The organism is Chitinophaga sedimenti, assembly GCF_023156195.1.
Lineage (GTDB): Bacteria > Bacteroidota > Bacteroidia > Chitinophagales > Chitinophagaceae > Chitinophaga > Chitinophaga sedimenti.
In genome coordinates this window covers 4,749,992-4,765,951 of the sequence record NZ_JAKUKA010000001.1, presented here as the reverse complement: position 1 = coordinate 4,765,951, position 15,960 = coordinate 4,749,992, and the positions used below count along the sequence as shown (strand labels likewise).

The following is a 15,960-nucleotide window of genomic DNA, read 5'->3' as shown; positions in this document are numbered from 1 at the left end:
ATCATGATACCCGACGAACGCATCCCGGAACTTATTCGCCAGCAGCTGCCGGCATTCACCGCCGCCTGTGGCCACTCCGTATCCAAAGTGATACATGCTTTTATGGAATATACCAGCGCCCTCGTGAAAAAGGGGCAGCTACAGGAAGCCGGCCGCTGTTTTCGCGTGGCCGGCGTGTTATATCGCAACGGTAGCGGCCTGTTAAAAAACGCGATTGAAAACGTGTACATCTATGGCATTTCTCCATTGGTCGATACGCATAAGCAATCGCTCCAGGGTCTGTTGCCGCTGCCGTTACAACAAGTACGCATCCAATATCATCAAATATAAAAACTATGCTGACTATTATTCTGATTGCCGCAGCACTTGGCTGCTTTGTAATCTTTTTCAAAACCGTCGATTACTTCGAAAAAATTTAAAACATGATGACCGCATTATTTATTCTTTCGATTCTGGTTTTCGGCTATATGATCTATGTCTTACTGAAACCGGAAAAATTTTAAAACGCTGACCTACCATGAATACAGAACTAGCAGGGATATTATTAATATTCATTCTCACGGTACTTATTTCCATACCGTTAGGCAAGTACATTGCAAAAGTATACCTGGGGCAAAAAAATTGGATGGACTTTCTCACACCGGTTGAAAAAGGGATTTATAAAATCTCCGGGATAAATCCCGATGAGGAAATGACCTGGAAGCAACATCTGAAAGCGTTGTTGACGATCAATATGGTTTGGTTGGTATACGCTTTTGTAATGTTATTGTTCCAGGACAAATTGCCCTTGAACCCGGATGGGAACCCCGCCCAAACACCGGACCTGGCTTTTAATACAGCGATTAGCTTTTTGGTGAACTGTAACCTCCAACACTATTCGGGTGAAACAGGGGTAACTTATCTTACGCAGATTTTCGTGTTAGCATTCCTTCAGTTTGTGAGCGCTGCTACAGGCATGGCAGCACTGGTGGTTGTGTTTAAAGCGCTGAAAGAAAAGACAACGGTAAAGTTGGGTAACTTCTGGGTCTTTTTTACGAAGTCGATCACCCGCATATTGCTCCCCATATCGATAGTACTGGCAATCATTTTTGTTTTTAACGGGATGCCGGCGAGTTATGCACCTAAGGGACAATATGTATCTGTACAGGGGATACGGTGAATGTGTCGCGTGGACCAGTGGCCGGATTTGTAGCCATTAAACATCTTGGTACAAATGGAGGTGGTTACTACGGTACTAACTCCGCGCATCCGCTGGAAAATCCCAACTACCTTACCAATATCACCGAAATGGTGGCACAGACTATTATTCCGCTGGCTATGATTTTTGCATTCGGCTTTTTTATCAGGCGTCGGAAGTTTGCGTGGATAATTTTCGGTGTAATGACCGCGGGATTTCTCTGTTTGGTCATTCCGACGATTATATCAGAAATTAACGGTAATCCATTAATTGCCCGAATGGGTATAGCGCAACCAACGGGAGCCATGGAAGGCAAAGAAGTGCGGTTCGGACCTGCGGCCACCGGATATTGGAGTATCATTACCACTGTTATCTCTACCGGGTCTGTAAACGGCTTCCACGACAGCACTATGCCTATCAGTGGAATGATGCAGCTGCTCGCTATGATGACCAACGCCTTTTATGGCGGTTGTGGTGTAGGTATACTCAACTATTTCATCTTTATAATCATCACCGTGTTTATTGCCGGGTTAATGGTAGGACGTACGCCAGAGCTGATGGGCCATAAGGTGGAAGCCCGGGAAGTGAAAATTGCAGCTATTGTCGCGTTACTTCACCCGTTCCTAATATTATCCGGTACAGCTCTTTCTTCTTATGTACTGTCCCGCGGCATAGGCGCAGCATGGGCAACCCCGCCGGGAAACTGGCTCAATAATCCCGGTTACCACGGTTTTTCCGAAATGCTGTATGAGTACACTTCGGCCAGCGCCAACAACGGGTCCGGTTTCGAGGGATTAACAGATAATAATCTTTTCTGGAATATCAGTACCGGCTTTGTGCTGATCCTGTCGCGTTATCTGCCCATTATCGGTCCGGTGGCTATTGCAGGCCTCCTGGCGCAGAAGAAGTTTGTGCCGGAATCTGCCGGAACGTTGCGCACCGATACCATCACCTTTGGCGCGATGACGTTCGCGGTAATTGCCATCATCGCCGCGCTGGCCTTTTTCCCGGCATTAGCGCTTGGCCCGCTGGCAGAGTATTTTTCAATGTTATAATGGAGTAATCAATATGAAACAGGAGAATAAATTATTTCCGAAAGATCTTGTTAAACAAAGTCTTGTACAGTCTTTCGTGAAGCTGAATCCAAGGTTGATGATCAAGAACCCCGTTATGTTTATGGTGGAACTTGGTACCCTGGTAATGCTGATTGTAACGCTTTACGCCTTACTTACCGGCGATACAGCACAAGGTTCGCTTGCGTATAATTTTATTGTATTCGTTGTGCTGCTTTTAACCGTGTTGTTCGGCAACTTCGCAGAAGCCATTGCCGAGGCAAGGGGTAAGGCGCAGGCAGAAAGTCTTCGTAAAACAAGAGAAGAAACACCTGCGAAACTGGTGGTGGCTGTTGGAGACATCTTCACCAACGAGATAAAAATTGTGTCGTCGGCACGGTTGAAAAAGGGGGATGTTTTCGTTTGCGAACCCGGAGACATCATTCCGGCCGACGGCGAGATCATAGCAGGACTGGCCAGTATAGACGAGTCTGCGATCACCGGCGAAAGCGCGCCCGTGATTCGCGAAGCGGAGGTGATAAGTCCAGCGTAGTGGGTGGCACGCGCGTGCTGAGCGATAAAATAAAAGTGCGCGTAAGTACAGAAGCAGGAGAATCTTTTCTGGATAAAATGATTGCACTCGTAGAAGGGGCCAGCCGGCAGAAAACACCCAATGAAATAGCGCTTACAATTTTGCTCGCCAGTTTTACCCTTGTATTCATTATTGTGTGTGTAACGCTGAAGCCGTTCGCTGATTACGCTAATACACCGATCACCATCGCCGCGTTTATTTCTTTGTTTGTTTGTCTTATCCCAACAACCATTGGCGGACTGTTGTCGGCCATCGGCATTGCGGGCATGGACCGGGCTTTGCGGGCGAACGTAATTACCAAATCGGGTAAAGCCGTCGAAACTGCCGGCGACCTGGACGTGCTGTTGCTGGATAAAACCGGCACCATTACAATCGGTAACAGAAAGGCGACTAACTTTTATGCTGCTCATGGTTTTTCACAAGATGAATTTGTAAGACTTTGCGCGCTTAGTTCCCTCTCAGATGAAACGCCCGAAGGCAAATCGATTGTTGAGCTGGCAGGTAGTGAGTTGACGGACAAATTAAACATTAACGACGCCAACATGGTGCAGTTTACGGCCGAAACAAGAACCAGTGGCATTGATCTCCCCGACGGAACCCGCATTCGTAAAGGGGCATACGATGCTATTCGCCGTCTGGCCGAGAGCGCTGGAAACAGCTTCCCGGCCGAAACCAGGGAGCGGGTTGAGCTTATTTCCAAAGATGGTGGTACCCCGCTGGTCGTTGCGAAGAATGGTGAAATTAAAGGGGTAATAGAGCTGCAGGATATTATTAAACCAGGTATACAGGAGCGGTTTGAGCGACTCAGAAGAATGGGCGTAAAAACGGTGATGGTTACCGGGGATAACCCACTTACGGCCAGGTATATTGCCGATAAGGCAGGAGTAGACGACTTTATTGCCGAAGCAAAGCCGGAAGATAAGATGCGTTATATCAGAGAGGAGCAGCAACAGGGCAGGCTGGTGGCAATGATGGGCGATGGTACGAATGATGCACCCGCATTGGCGCAAGCAGACGTCGGCGTTGCAATGAACAGCGGTACACAGGCGGCGAAGGAAGCAGGTAACATGGTGGACCTGGACAATGACCCTACCAAATTGATCGAAATTGTTGAAATTGGCAAACAGTTACTGATGACCCGCGGTACGCTTACCACTTTTTCCATTGCCAACGATGTCGCGAAATACTTCGCGATTGTTCCGGCGTTATTCATCTCGTCCATTCCTGCATTACAGGGGCTAAACATCATGCATCTCCACAGTCCGGAGTCCGCAGTTTTGTCGGCCGTCATCTTTAATGCCATCATCATTCCCATATTGATACCGCTCGCGCTTCGCGGCGTCGCTTACCGGCCTATCGGCGCCAGCGCTCTCTTGCGCCGGAATCTGTTCGTATACGGACTGGGTGGGATTGTAGCGCCGTTTATCGGCATCAAGTTGATAGATATGTTGATGGCGCTCTTTTTTAATTATTTAAAGTAAAGTAAAATGAAAAATTATCTGTTGCCCTCAATCAAGCTGACTGCTGTGTTGATTGTGCTGGTGTCTGTATTATATCCTTTGTTGATTGCCGCCGTTGCCAAAATGGCGCCAGGTGGCGGAGATGGCGTTAAGGTGGAGCGTAATGGAAATGTGGTCGGTATGCAAACCTGGGTCAGAAATTTACGGCCGACGAATATTTTAATTCACGCCCTTCAGCTGTGGATTACAATGCCGCCAGTTCCGGTGGCTCTAATAAAGGTCCCAGCAATCCTGATTACCTGAAGGTTGTGGCAGACCGTATTGATACCTTCCTGGTACATAATCCGGGGGTTAGAAGAGAGCAAATACCAACGGAACTTGTTACCGCAAGCGCCAGCGGGTTGGACCCACACTTGTCGCCGGCGGCGGTGATGATTCAGGTGCCGCGGATAGCTGCGGTACGTAATCTGCCCGCGGGTAAAATCACCGGATTGGTAAATGGTCATATAACACGCCCCTTATTCGGCATGTTTGGCCCGGCTACCGTAAATGTACTGGAATTAAACCTCGCACTTGACGAATTGAAGTAAGTGGCGAATTATCCTTGAAAACTAATATGGCCGCGCTATCACGATTGTGCAGGCGAGCCGGTTGAACACTGCCGGGTGAATGACCCGGTAGTGTTACCCGCAAGAAACAGACTAAACAAGTATTATAAAGATGAAAAAATTAGCGCTGGCAGCCGTGTTGTTGTACGCAACAAACACACATGCCCAGGACGGAACAGCATTAAAAAAACACCGTTGACTTTTTCGGCGTACGCTGAAGTTTATTATAGTTATGATTTCGGAGAACCCGGCAATCATACTAAACCATCGTTTCTTTACAATCACAACAAGCATAACGAATTGAACCTGAATCTCGGGCTGTTGAAGGCCGCCTACAGTACCGACCGGGTGAGGGCTAACTTGGGATTAATGGCAGGTACTTACGCAACGGCTAACCTGGCGGCTGAAACAGATGTGATGCGCCATGTATACGAGGCCAATGTGGGGTACAGGCTGGGGCATAATTTGTGGCTGGACGCAGGCATCATGCCTTCGCATATTGGTTTTGAGAGTGCCGTCGGCAAAGATTGTCCCACACTTACGCGCAGTCTTTCGGCAGAAAATACGCCCTACTATGAAACCGGCGCAAAAATTACCTGGAATAATGATCAATGGACCGTGGCAGCCATGTATCTAAATGGATGGCAGCGCATCAGGCGTCCGGACGGCAACCAAACACCCGCTTTGGGCACGCAGGTGGCCTATAAGCCCAATAGCGCCATCCTGGTGAACTGGAGTACATTTATCGGGAACGACAAGGCCGATAGCGTGAAGCAGATGCGCTATTTTAGTGATCTTTACGGTGTATTGAATGTTACAGAAAAGTTCACCCTCACGGCCGGATTCGATTATGGTATGGAGCAGAAAAGTGAAGGCTTGTCGGGCATGAATAAATGGTATAGTATCACAGGTATTGCGCGTATTGCGCTTACAGAAAAACTGGCGATGGCAGCACGTGGTGAGTATTACCACGATGAAAACGGGGTAATCGTCGCTACCGGGTTGCCGGATGGATTCCGCGTTGGTGGTTATTCGCTTAATCTCGACCTGAATCCAGTGTCGGCCGTAATGTTCAGGTTGGAAGGAAAGGTCTTCAACAGCAGGAACGAAATTTTTACAAAAGGCGCCGAGCTGGATAAGCATAACCTGTCCATTACAGCCATGATGGCGGTTGCTTTCTAAAATCGGTTGCGCGCCGGTTGGTAGCCGGCGAACAGTGGCCGTCCGGCGCGCAATCTAATCTTAAAACCAAACAGCACATGCAAGTACCGGGAGGGCTTAGTTCCGGCAGCCATAAAACGACGAAGGGTCGGTTTAAAATATATATCGGCATGAGCGCCGGCGTGGGCAAAACTTACCGGATGCTCCAGGAAGCCCATGCCCTGCTGCGCTCGGGCGTAAACATACAGATCGGGTATGTGGAAACACATGGCCGTAAGGAAACAGAAGCGTTGGTAGCGGGTTTGCCGCTCGTGCCGCGCCGACAGGTGTTTTACAAGGGCAAGCTGCTGGAAGAAATGGATCTCAATACGCTCCTGCTGCTTACGCCGGAGTGGGTGATCGTTGACGAACTGGCGCATACCAACATCCCCGGGAGCCGTCATGAAAAGCGCTGGCAGGATGTGGTGGAGCTGTTGCAGGCAGGCATCAGTGTGATCACGGCGGTCAATATTCAACATATAGAAAGCATTAACCACCACGTTAAAGCCATTACGGGCGTGGAAGTAACCGAACGGGTACCGGATAAAATGCTGCAACTGGCCGATGAAGTAGTGAACATCGATCTTACGGCGGATGAACTGATTACCCGGCTGAAGGAGGGCAAAATATATGAGGCGTCTAAAGTAGAAACGGCGCTGAGGAATTTCTTTCAATCTGAAAAGATATTGCAACTGCGGGAACTCGCCTTAAAGGAAGTGGCGTCGCAGGTGGAGCGTAAAGTGGAAACGGAAGTGCCGCGCGGCCAGCAAATGCGCCATGAACGTTTCCTTGCCTGCATTTCCACCAATGATGAAATTGCCCGTAAGGTGATCCGTAAAACCGCGCGGCTGGCGGCCTATTATCATGCCGACTGGCAAGTCCTATATGTGCAAACGCCATCTGAAAGTACGGGGCGTATTAACCTGGCATTGCAAAGGCACCTGATCAACAATATGAAACTGGCCACCGAACTGGGCGCAGAGGTATTACAGGTGCAGGATACGAACATTGCGGAGGCGATCATCCGTACGGTGAAGGAGCGCGACATCACCACGGTATGCATCGGGAAGCCGCATATCAGTCTTTTTAGGATAATTTTGCGGACGAACATCTTTAACCAGCTGTTAAAAACCTTATCTTCCAATGAAACCGATATTGTTATCCTGTCATGAGTAGATCCGGACTTAAATCGAAAATAACGGCCGGCGTGCTGTTTTTGTTTTTATGTTGATACTCGTCAGCACCGTGAGCTATTACCACCTGCGGCAACTGAACCATGAAGCCGGGTTGGTACTGGAGGATAATTATGAGTCGCTGGAATACAGCCGCGAAATGCTGTGGGCATTGAATAACTGGCCCAATCCGCAACGCTTTGAGGCGGCACTTACTAAACAAGAGGCCAACGTTACGGAAAAAGGCGAAGCGAAAACCACCGCCACGCTGGCGTTGATTTATAAAACCGCCAAAGGCTCCCCGGTGTTGTCGCCTGTCCTGGCCAAAGCAATGCGTACGCAGATCGATGAGCTGATGAAACAAAACATGGAGGCGATCGTAGGTAAATATGAGCGCACAGGTAAAACAGCGGATAAGGCGCTGATATATCTTGCCGTGATTAGCGGTATTTGTTTGCTGTTGGGTATTACGTTCGTGTACAATTTTCCCGGTTATATTGCCGGCCCCATCCAGGAATTAACGGCGGGCATCAAAGGCATAGCGGACAAACAATACAGCCAGCGCCTGCATTTTAAACGCAGCGACGAATTCGGTGAACTCGCCAATGCATTCAATACCATGGCGCAACGCCTGGATGAGTATGAACATAGCAACCTGGCACGTATCGTGTTCGAAAAACAACGCGCCGAAGCAGTGATCAGTTCTTTAAAAGATGCGACGATCGGTTTTGATGTAAATGATGTGGTGTTGTTCGCGAATAAACAGGCGCTGCAACTGCTGAACCTCGGCGAAGGTGAACTGCCCGGTCGCACGGCTACGGAAATAGCCCGGCGCAACGACCTGCTGCGTTACCTCGTTACCGAAACGAACAACACGCCACTGAAGATCGTAGTTGATGGTAAAGAAAGCTTTTTCACCCGGGAAGTGGCGGATATAACGCAGGACGGGCAGCGGATCGGGTACGTGATTATCTTGCGCAACATCACCACGTTTAAAGAACAGGATATTGCTAAAACGCATTTCATTGCTACCATCTCCCACGAATTAAAAACACCCTTGGCGTCGTCCGACTTAAGTTTGCGCCTGCTGGAGGATGAGCGTACCGGGGGATTGAACGGTGAGCAGCACGAGCTGATCGATAGCCTGAAGGCCGACAATCGCCGGATGATAAAAATGGTAAGCGACCTGCTCGACTTCTCCCGGGTGGAAAGCGGCAATATCCAATTACAAATACAATCCGTGAAGCCATTGGGTATCGTGGAATATGCGCTGGAGGCGGTGCGTAAACAGGCCGCGGAACAGCATGTTGCCATTTTGTACGTGCCAAACAATGAGTTGCCCGCTATTACCGCCGATGCGGAAAAGGCTGCCTGGGTGTTGGTTAACCTGCTCACCAACGCGATCCGTTATTCCCCACAGAATTCTTCTATACAGCTTGATCTGCAACCTGAGAACGACAAACTGGTGTTCAGCGTTACCGATAAAGGCATGGGTATTCCCGAGGCCTTTCGCGATAAAATATTCGACCGGTTTTTCCAGGTGCCGGGTGTGGATGCGCACAAGGGCAGCGGCCTGGGGCTGGCCATAGCCCGCGAATTCATCGAGGCACAGGGGGCGAAATCAAAGTGGAAAGTACCGAAGGCGGGGGAAGCCGGTTCTACTTTTCGTTGCCTGTTACTAAAGGCTAACTCATTAAAGCAATTTCTTCCCGCAGGATGTCGTCAGCTTCTTCATAGAGATTCATCACCTCTTTTATCTCCGGTACGATCGTGTCGAGGTGTTCGAGGTGCACGGCGTTTTCTTCAATATGCAGCAACATGGCGATCATGGGAACGATGCGGATGGTATTCAACTCTGCCCGCAGCTGCCGCGAAATGTGGGCCACGTCGTTCCAGGACTGCTTTTCGGCGCTATAGAGCATTTCGTGCAACAGGAAGTCGGAGCGTTTGCGGAAGATTTCCACCAGGTCCAGCAGGAAGTCGCGGTCATGTTCGGCGAGCGATTGCAGGTAGTGTGTATCGATGAGCGTCATGGGTTCGGCATGTTCCAGGATGGCGGCCTTGCTTTGCAGGCTGCGCGCCGTGCGCACGATCGCGTCCTGTATCTTCTTATATAATTCTTCGGGTATAAATGGTTTGGAAATGTAGTCGGTCATGCCCGCCCGCACACATTTTTCGCGTTCGCCGTTGATCGCCGAGGCGGTCATGGCAATAATTGGCGTGGTGTAACCCATTTCGCGGATCAGCCCCGTGGCCTTGTATCCGTCCATGCCCGGCATCTGTATGTCCATCAGAATACAATCGTATTCTTTTTCCCTGATGATTTCCACCGCTTCTTCGCCGCCGGATACAATATCGACCCGGGCACCTGCTTTCCTCAGCGTATGAAAAGCTACTTTCTGGTTGATAACATTGTCCTCCACCACGAGCAGTTCTTTTTCCTGCAACGTAATGGTGGGTGTTTCGTTCGGCAGCAGTTCCTCCGGCGCGGTAAACAAATTGCGGGTGTACGGAATCTGGAAACGAACGCTGGTACCTTTGCCCAGTGTACTTTCCAGCGTGATGTCGCCCTGCTGCAATTCCACCAGCTGTTTGCAGATGGCCAGTCCCAGCCCGGTGCCACCGTATTTGCGATCGATGCCCGGGTGCGATTGCGTAAAACTTTCAAACACTTCTCCCACCATTTCCTGCGGGATGCCGATGCCCGTATCGCGCACCTCAAACGATACCGTGGCGCTGGTGTCGTCGATGCTGCGAAGGTTTACGTTCAGGGTGATATTGCCTTTCTCCGTAAACTTGATAGCATTGCTCAGCAGGTTTTCGAGGATTTGCCGCAGTCGTACCGGGTCGCCAAGAATGTGTGCCGGAACTGCATCATCTACACGATAAATCAGTTCAAGCCCTTTTTCATGAGCCTTGTGTACAAAGAGATAGATCGTTTTCCGCACTAAATAACGGAGGTCGAAATTCGAATTTTCAAATGCCATTTTACCAGACTTTATCTTTGAGAAATCGAGTATGTCGTTTATAATTACGAGTAAGTTGTTCGCGGAGTCTTTAATTGCGTCTAAAAACTCTTTTTGTTCGGCGTGCAGCGACGTTTTCCGCAACAGGTTGGTCATACCAATGATACCGTTCATTGGTGTGCGAATCTCATGGCTCATATTGGCCATAAACGTTTCCTGTGCACGCTTGGCCGCCTCTGCGGCGCGTTTAGCTGCGAGCAGCTGCTGTTCCTGCTCAATGCGGTAAGTAATATCGGTAGATATGCCGCACAACCCGAATACCTGTTGCCGGTGATCGCGCAGCGGGAATTTAGTAGTGGTATAGTGATACTTCTTTCCCTCGTGCAGTATATAATGTTCAATCTTTTGCGGCGCTTCCGTGCGCAGTACATCAAGGTCGGTCGCGGTATCGCGCAACAGATCGAATGGTGGAGGAATTTCACTATTGGTACGGCCAACAAGGCGGCTGGCCGATACCGGTACATTTCTTCAAACTTTTTATTGATCAGCAGGAAGTGGCCATTTAAGTCTTTTATAAAGATGATGGACGTAGTATTATCCGGATGGACTGCAACCGTATCTGCATTTCGTCTTTTTCCTGCTGCGACAGCCGCAACTCGTCCTGAAGCGCTTTCGCTCATCGATGTCTTTCACGATGCACTGGTAGCCGGAAAGTTGATCGTTCTCCCAAATGAGCATTGCCTGTTGCTCTACCCAGATGCGCGACCCGTTTTTACGGGTGATACGGAATTCGCGGATGGTGCTGGGAATGTTGTTGCGGGCTTGTGTGGTGTAATGTTCCACCAGTTCCTGGTGAGTAGCAGGATCGAGGAAAAGGCTGTAGTGTTTGCCGATCAACTCGGTGTTCGTGTGCCCGGTAATGCTTTCAACTTTGGGGCTGATATAAGTGAAAAAGCCTGCAAGGTCTGTGGTGTACATGATCACTTCCGCATCTTCGATCAGCCGGCGATATTTTACTTCGCTGCGGCGCAGTAGGGCCTCGGCTTTTTCGACCGTGTATAATCCAGCACAAACCGGATGATGCCGGCAAGTAGAAATAATAGCGCCACCCCGCTTCCTACAAGAGAAAGATTATAAACTTTGCCGGCAAAGAAGCGGTGGTTGCTGATGTGCTGGTCCATGAAACGGCGCTCTTCATCGACCATGCGGCCGTGTACATCGTTAATAGCCTGCAATAACTGCTGCCTTCCGCTATCTTGCAACATGTTAAGCGCTATGGCCGGCTCGGTTTGTTCAGTATTACGAATGTGGCGGTCCAGGGTAATGCGCTGATCGACCATTTGTACCAGCGAATCGGAGAGCTGCTGCAGATGTGGTGTGGCGGCACGTTGTGTACGTAGTTTTCCTACGTGTTGGCTAAGTACGTGTTCGGCCGGGTGTTGCGCGGGCGTTTTATCAAGTGCAGACTGGAAGCCTGTCATGTAGGCGTTAAGGGTGGCGTTTTGTTGATAGATGGTATGCAGCAGCCGCATTTTTTCGTCGGATTGCTGTACCCTTTCTCCGCATTCCATCGCTTTATGGTTGGCTACGATGATCTTGTAAGTAAACCACGACATGGATACGAGGGCAACGATCAATACAATAAGCACAGGGCTTTTAATGATCTTCGTCATTCAAAACTTGTTAGCGTTAAAGGAGGCTGCCGGACGGTAGAAATGGGCTGGGGTGGCTGATAGCCTGTAAGTTACGGCAAATAATAGGAACAGCGTTGTTCATTCTTCCATAGATATTTTTGCAATATTTTAACCTTTGGTTGTTTGCATTCCATTAAATTTGCCGAATATTCGTTTCGCTAAGTATTAAACATATTATGAAAAAATACTCTTTACGTTAGGTCTGATGGCTGCTTCTATTGGCGTATTCGCACAGGACAACAACACCAGCACTACTTCCAGCTCGTCTATGTCCGGTGTGGCTAACAGGGCCCGCTATTCCAGGGATTTCTTTATGGTCCAGCTGACGTATGACAATTGGGCCGGTGCGGACAGCGCCCGCGTTACCGGTTTTTCCCGTGGCGTAAACGTTTATCTGACTTACGATTTCCCGATTAAGAGCCATTACAGCTTCGCTGCCGGTCTGGGTATCGGTACCAGCAGTATTTTCCTCGACGATCAGAAGATCGACATGTCTAACGGCAACTCCCAGCAGGTGAATTATGTAAATACCACCGCATTCAGCAAATACAAAGTGATGACCACTTACCTGGACGTTCCGCTGGAATTACGTTTCCGCGGTGTTCCGGACAATGCCAACAAAGGCTTTAAAGCGGCTATTGGTGCTAAAGTGGGTATGCTGCTGAACGCACACACGAAGTCGAAAGCATCGCTGGGTGGCGAAAAGAACATTCTTAAAGAACAGAATAAACGTTTCTTTAATACCTGGAGATATGCCGGTACGGCGCGCGTGGGTTGGGGTAACTGGGCTGTTATCGGCTCTTATAGCTTCAGCAACGTGTTTAAAAGCAATACCGGACAGGAAGCGTTCCCGTATTCCGTCGGTATCTGTTTAAGCGGCCTGTAATCAGTACGCTGTATCATATTTAAAGCCCGGCATTTGCGTGCCGGGCTTTTTTATGCTCCTTTAAACACCGGCTTCCGCTTCTCCAGGAACGCCTGTACCCCCTCCGCATTATCGGCGGTATTGCCGGCAATCTCCTGGCAATAGGCCTCGTATTCCAGCACCGCGTCTAGGTCTTCCGTCATGCCTTTGGTGAGCATCTTCTTCATAAGGGCGATGGCTTTCGTGGGGGCGTTGGCGTAAAAGCGGGCTTCTTCGTCCACCACCGCATCTAACTCCGCCGCCGGCACTACCCGGTTTACCAGTCCCAGCTCCTTCGCCTCGGCCGCCGACAGCTTAGTGGCCTTCGTCGCCAGCTCAAACGCCCGGTGGTACCCCACCGTACGCGGTAAAAAGTACGACGAGCCGGAATCCAGCACCAGGGCAATATTGATAAATATCTCCACCATGGACGCCGCCTCGGAAGCAATGATCACGTCGCAGGCCAGGGCGAGCGAGCAGCCTGCCCCTGCGGCTACGCCGTTCAGCTTACAGATAATTGGTTTGGGCATATTGCGCATCGCGCGTATAATCGGGTTGTACCGCTTGTGCAACGATTCGCTAAGGTTGCGTTTGCCCGCGCCCATGGCAGCTTTTAAATCCTGGCCGCTGCAAGGCTTTGCCTGCGCCGGTGAGCACCACGGCACGTACGGCAGCGTCTTTGTCCGCCTGCTTCAGGGCATCCTGTAATTCATAACTAAGCGTGTCGTCAAATGCGTTGTAAACTTCGGGGCGGTTCAGGGTAATGGTGGCAATGCCGTCCGCCACGGTAAATTCGAGCGTTTTAAACATAACGGGAAGGTTTTTGAGGTATGATATAGGCGGCGGATTGGGCCCGCCGCCTGATGATTTGCTGCATCCTTGCTGCATCTTTCGCTGATCCTTCGCTCATCTTACGCTAAACCCGCCGTGGCAAAGGAAAAAGCGATGGATGAGCGAAGGATCAGCGAAGGATGGTCTTAAGATGCTATAAGGTTTCCTTCAGCCAGCCGAAGAATTCCCGTTGCCAAACGATCGCATTCTGCGCGCTCAGCACCCAGTGATTCTCCTCCGGCAGGTATAGTAATTTACTCTTGATCCCACGCAGCTGCGCTGCCTGGAATGCCTGCAATCCCTGTTCAATGCCCACACGGAAATCAATGCCACCCTGTACGATCATGATCGGTGCGTTCCATTTGCTGACCAGGTTGCTGGGATTAAACTGCTCGTAGCTCTTCGCGTTGGCTTTATCCCAGTACGCGCCAATGTCCCAGTTGGCGAACCAGAGCTCTTCGGTGGTACCGTACCAGCTGCGCAGGTCGAACAGGCCATCGTGGGCGATGAACGATTTAAAGCGGTTTTCGTGTACGCCGGCCAGCATGTATACGGAGTAGCCGCCATAGCTGGCGCCTACCGCACCCAGGCGGGCTTTATCTACGAACGGTTCTTTTGCCACGTCGTCGATGGCCGACAGGTAATCGCGGATCGGTTGGCCGCCCCAGTCTTTGCTGATGCTGGCGTTCCATTCCACGCCATGTCCCGGCATGCCGCGACGGTTAGGTGCTACTACGATGTAGCCTTGTGCCGCCATCAGCTGGAAGTTCCAGCGGAAGCTGTAAAACTGCGATACGGCCGATTGCGGGCCGCCCTGGCAGTAGAGCAATGTGGGGTACTTTTTAGTGGCGTCGAAGTCCGGTGGATAGATGACCCATACGAGCATCTTTTTACCGTCGGTCGTATTTACCCAGCGCTCTTCCACCTTGCTGGTGGCGAGTTTGCCGTAAATGCTTTCGTTTTCTTTCGTCACCGGCTGCATGGCGCCTGTTTTCAGGTTAACGGCGAACAGTTCGGCGGCGTGGTTCATGTCGGCACGGCTTACTACCAGCGTGTTGCCAGTTTCACCGACAATGCCGTTAACGTCAAACTGGCCTTTGGTTACCTGGCGGATGTGTTTAGCGTTGGTGAGTTCCACCTTGCCTTGCAGGCTGATTTCCAACAGCTGCTCGGTGCCTTTGAGCGTTGCCAGGAAGAAGATCTTTTTGCCGTCTTTACTCCAGCTGGCGCTGCCCACGGTGCCATCCCAATCTTTGGTAGCATTGTGGATCTGGCCGGATTTCAGGTCGTAAATGATCACATCGTTCTTATCTGCCTCAAAACCGTCGTGTGCCATGCTGAGCCACAGCAGGCGGCTGCCGTCCGGGCTGAAAGCGGGGGCCACGTCGTAACCGGCCATGCCTTCGGAGTAATTCAGGGTTTGTTTGCTTTCGAGGTTGTAGCTGTAAATGTCTGTATTGGTGCTCACGGCGTAAGCGGTACCGTGTTTCTTTTTGCAGACGTACACAATGCTTTTGCTGTCGGGCGACCAGATGAAGTCTTCGGCACCGCCGGAAGGCATTTGCGGGCAGTCGTAAGGCTGGCCGGCCATGATGTCTACGGCCTCGCCGAGCTGCCCGTCGTTATAAGGCGCATAAAACACGTGGCTGTAGTTGCCGTCCTCCCAAGTATCCCAGTGGCGGTAGTTCAGCGAGGTATATACCTGTGCATTCGATTTAGGAAGATCGGGATGAAAATCTTTTCCGCTCACCTTATCAATCTTCACTTCCTTAGAAAACAGTATCAGTTTTCCATCGGGAGAAAGCCGGATGTTTTGCATGCCGCCTTCATAATTGGTTTTCTGTACCGGGTTGCTGCCATCGGCATTCATTTCCCACCACTGTCCTTTCAGGCTGTAGCCGATTTTGCCATTGGGTAGCACCTGTGCGCCGGATTCGCCGCCGGGTGTGCTGGTCAGTTGCTTTGCCGCGCCGCCTTCTATCGGGGCTGCATACAGGTTTCGTTCGCTTTTGTTTTCGGCGAGGTTATAGTGGCTTACGCCATAAATTACCGTTTTACCGTCGGCGGAAATCGTTTCGCCGCCTACCCTTCCGAGTTGCCATAATAACTCGGGCGTCATTTTTTGCTGTGCCATACTACTGTAAGAGGTAAAAAGCATGCCTGCCAAAAAGAGCGTTTTGCGCATGGTCATTAGATTTTATTGATCCGATAAATGTAAATATTCGTGGCCCATCTGCCAAAAAAGGCAAATTAGTACCGGTTTTTCCCCAACTGTTGTACAAATAACGGCATCTATTAAACTCT

The 15,960-nt window shown here is 50.3% G+C and carries 13 protein-coding genes and 3 pseudogenes; 10 read left to right on the top strand and 6 right to left on the bottom strand.

What is annotated here, in order from left to right:
- Positions 1-3: 3 nt before the first annotated feature.
- From MKQ70_RS27180 to MKQ70_RS27135, 9 genes and pseudogenes are all read left to right on the top strand, one after another.
- On the top strand, positions 4-330 hold the full coding sequence (locus tag MKQ70_RS27180) for a DUF7674 family protein (RefSeq protein WP_248075800.1): 327 nt from the start codon (positions 4-6) through the stop codon (positions 328-330).
- A 92-nt stretch (positions 331-422) separates the two neighbouring features.
- Positions 423-503 (top strand): potassium-transporting ATPase subunit F, encoded by an 81-nt coding sequence (locus MKQ70_RS27175; protein WP_308199547.1) that lies wholly within the window; start codon positions 423-425, stop codon positions 501-503.
- A gap of 14 nt (positions 504-517) precedes the next feature.
- A pseudogene (kdpA, locus tag MKQ70_RS42795) lies at positions 518-2,232 on the top strand (potassium-transporting ATPase subunit KdpA).
- Between the two features lie 13 nt (positions 2,233-2,245).
- On the top strand, positions 2,246-2,782 hold the full coding sequence (locus MKQ70_RS43400; protein ID WP_282456778.1) for a P-type ATPase actuator domain-containing protein: 537 nt from the start codon (positions 2,246-2,248) through the stop codon (positions 2,780-2,782).
- Positions 2,782-4,302, top strand: a complete 1,521-nt coding sequence (gene kdpB / locus MKQ70_RS27160) for a potassium-transporting ATPase subunit KdpB (RefSeq protein WP_308199201.1) — start codon at positions 2,782-2,784, stop codon at positions 4,300-4,302. Before MKQ70_RS43400 ends, kdpB begins: the two co-directional genes overlap by 1 nt.
- A 6-nt stretch (positions 4,303-4,308) precedes the next feature.
- Positions 4,309-4,871, top strand: a pseudogene (kdpC, locus tag MKQ70_RS42790) (potassium-transporting ATPase subunit KdpC).
- A gap of 75 nt (positions 4,872-4,946) precedes the next feature.
- The gene (locus tag MKQ70_RS27145; protein WP_308199200.1) at positions 4,947-6,071 is read left to right on the top strand and encodes a porin; all 1,125 of its coding nucleotides are present in this window, start codon (positions 4,947-4,949) and stop codon (positions 6,069-6,071) included.
- Between the two features lie 77 nt (positions 6,072-6,148).
- Complete coding sequence (locus tag MKQ70_RS27140) at positions 6,149-7,261, top strand: sensor protein KdpD (RefSeq protein ID WP_248075790.1); 1,113 nt, start codon at positions 6,149-6,151, stop codon at positions 7,259-7,261.
- A gap of 52 nt (positions 7,262-7,313) precedes the next feature.
- Positions 7,314-9,287, top strand: coding sequence for an ATP-binding protein (locus tag MKQ70_RS27135; protein ID WP_248075788.1), 1,974 nt, complete (start codon positions 7,314-7,316; stop codon positions 9,285-9,287).
- Positions 9,288-9,372: 85 nt separating this feature from the next.
- Here the strand turns inward: MKQ70_RS27135 and MKQ70_RS27130 are convergent.
- The 3 genes and pseudogenes from MKQ70_RS27130 to MKQ70_RS27120 all read right to left on the bottom strand — a co-directional run.
- Positions 9,373-10,728, bottom strand: a pseudogene (locus MKQ70_RS27130) (ATP-binding protein); the annotation flags it as partial.
- Between the two features lie 93 nt (positions 10,729-10,821).
- Positions 10,822-11,226: a PAS domain S-box protein gene (locus MKQ70_RS27125; protein ID WP_308199546.1), complete on the bottom strand. Its 405-nt coding sequence runs from the start codon at positions 11,224-11,226 to the stop codon at positions 10,822-10,824.
- Positions 11,227-11,240: 14 nt separating this feature from the next.
- The gene (locus tag MKQ70_RS27120) at positions 11,241-11,900 is read right to left on the bottom strand and encodes a hypothetical protein (protein ID WP_248075787.1); all 660 of its coding nucleotides are present in this window, start codon (positions 11,898-11,900) and stop codon (positions 11,241-11,243) included.
- A 226-nt stretch (positions 11,901-12,126) separates the two neighbouring features.
- Here MKQ70_RS27120 and MKQ70_RS27115 point away from each other — a divergent pair, with 226 nt between their 5' ends.
- Positions 12,127-12,807, top strand: coding sequence for an outer membrane beta-barrel protein (locus MKQ70_RS27115; protein WP_248075786.1), 681 nt, complete (start codon positions 12,127-12,129; stop codon positions 12,805-12,807).
- A 50-nt stretch (positions 12,808-12,857) separates the two neighbouring features.
- Here MKQ70_RS27115 and MKQ70_RS27110 read toward each other — a convergent pair whose 3' ends face one another.
- The 3 genes from MKQ70_RS27110 to MKQ70_RS27105 all read right to left on the bottom strand — a co-directional run bounded on the left by MKQ70_RS27110 (position 12,858) and on the right by MKQ70_RS27105 (position 15,841).
- Positions 12,858-13,430 (bottom strand): enoyl-CoA hydratase-related protein, encoded by a 573-nt coding sequence (locus MKQ70_RS27110; protein ID WP_282456772.1) that lies wholly within the window; start codon positions 13,428-13,430, stop codon positions 12,858-12,860.
- A complete protein-coding gene (locus MKQ70_RS39705; protein ID WP_282456770.1) occupies positions 13,405-13,635 on the bottom strand; it encodes an enoyl-CoA hydratase-related protein in 231 nt (76 codons plus the stop codon). Before MKQ70_RS39705 ends, MKQ70_RS27110 begins: the two co-directional genes overlap by 26 nt.
- Before the next feature lie 175 nt (positions 13,636-13,810).
- On the bottom strand, positions 13,811-15,841 hold the full coding sequence (locus tag MKQ70_RS27105; RefSeq protein WP_248075785.1) for a S9 family peptidase: 2,031 nt from the start codon (positions 15,839-15,841) through the stop codon (positions 13,811-13,813).
- Positions 15,842-15,960 lie beyond the last annotated feature (119 nt).

Coding starts and splice junctions, on each gene's coding strand:
- MKQ70_RS27120 (WP_248075787.1), bottom strand. CDS start 11,900: ATGACGAAGATCATTAAAAGCCCTGTGCTTATTGTATTGATCGTTGCC.
- MKQ70_RS27140 (WP_248075790.1), top strand. CDS start 6,149: ATGCAAGTACCGGGAGGGCTTAGTTCCGGCAGCCATAAAACGACGAAG.
- MKQ70_RS27110 (WP_282456772.1), bottom strand. CDS start 13,430: ATGGGCGCGGGCAAACGCAACCTTAGCGAATCGTTGCACAAGCGGTAC.
- MKQ70_RS27175 (WP_308199547.1), top strand. CDS start 423: ATGATGACCGCATTATTTATTCTTTCGATTCTGGTTTTCGGCTATATG.
- MKQ70_RS39705 (WP_282456770.1), bottom strand. CDS start 13,635: ATGTTTAAAACGCTCGAATTTACCGTGGCGGACGGCATTGCCACCATT.
- MKQ70_RS27180 (WP_248075800.1), top strand. CDS start 4: ATGATACCCGACGAACGCATCCCGGAACTTATTCGCCAGCAGCTGCCG.
- MKQ70_RS43400 (WP_282456778.1), top strand. CDS start 2,246: ATGAAACAGGAGAATAAATTATTTCCGAAAGATCTTGTTAAACAAAGT.
- MKQ70_RS27135 (WP_248075788.1), top strand. CDS start 7,314: ATGTTGATACTCGTCAGCACCGTGAGCTATTACCACCTGCGGCAACTG.
- MKQ70_RS27115 (WP_248075786.1), top strand. CDS start 12,127: ATGGCTGCTTCTATTGGCGTATTCGCACAGGACAACAACACCAGCACT.
- MKQ70_RS27105 (WP_248075785.1), bottom strand. CDS start 15,841: ATGCGCAAAACGCTCTTTTTGGCAGGCATGCTTTTTACCTCTTACAGT.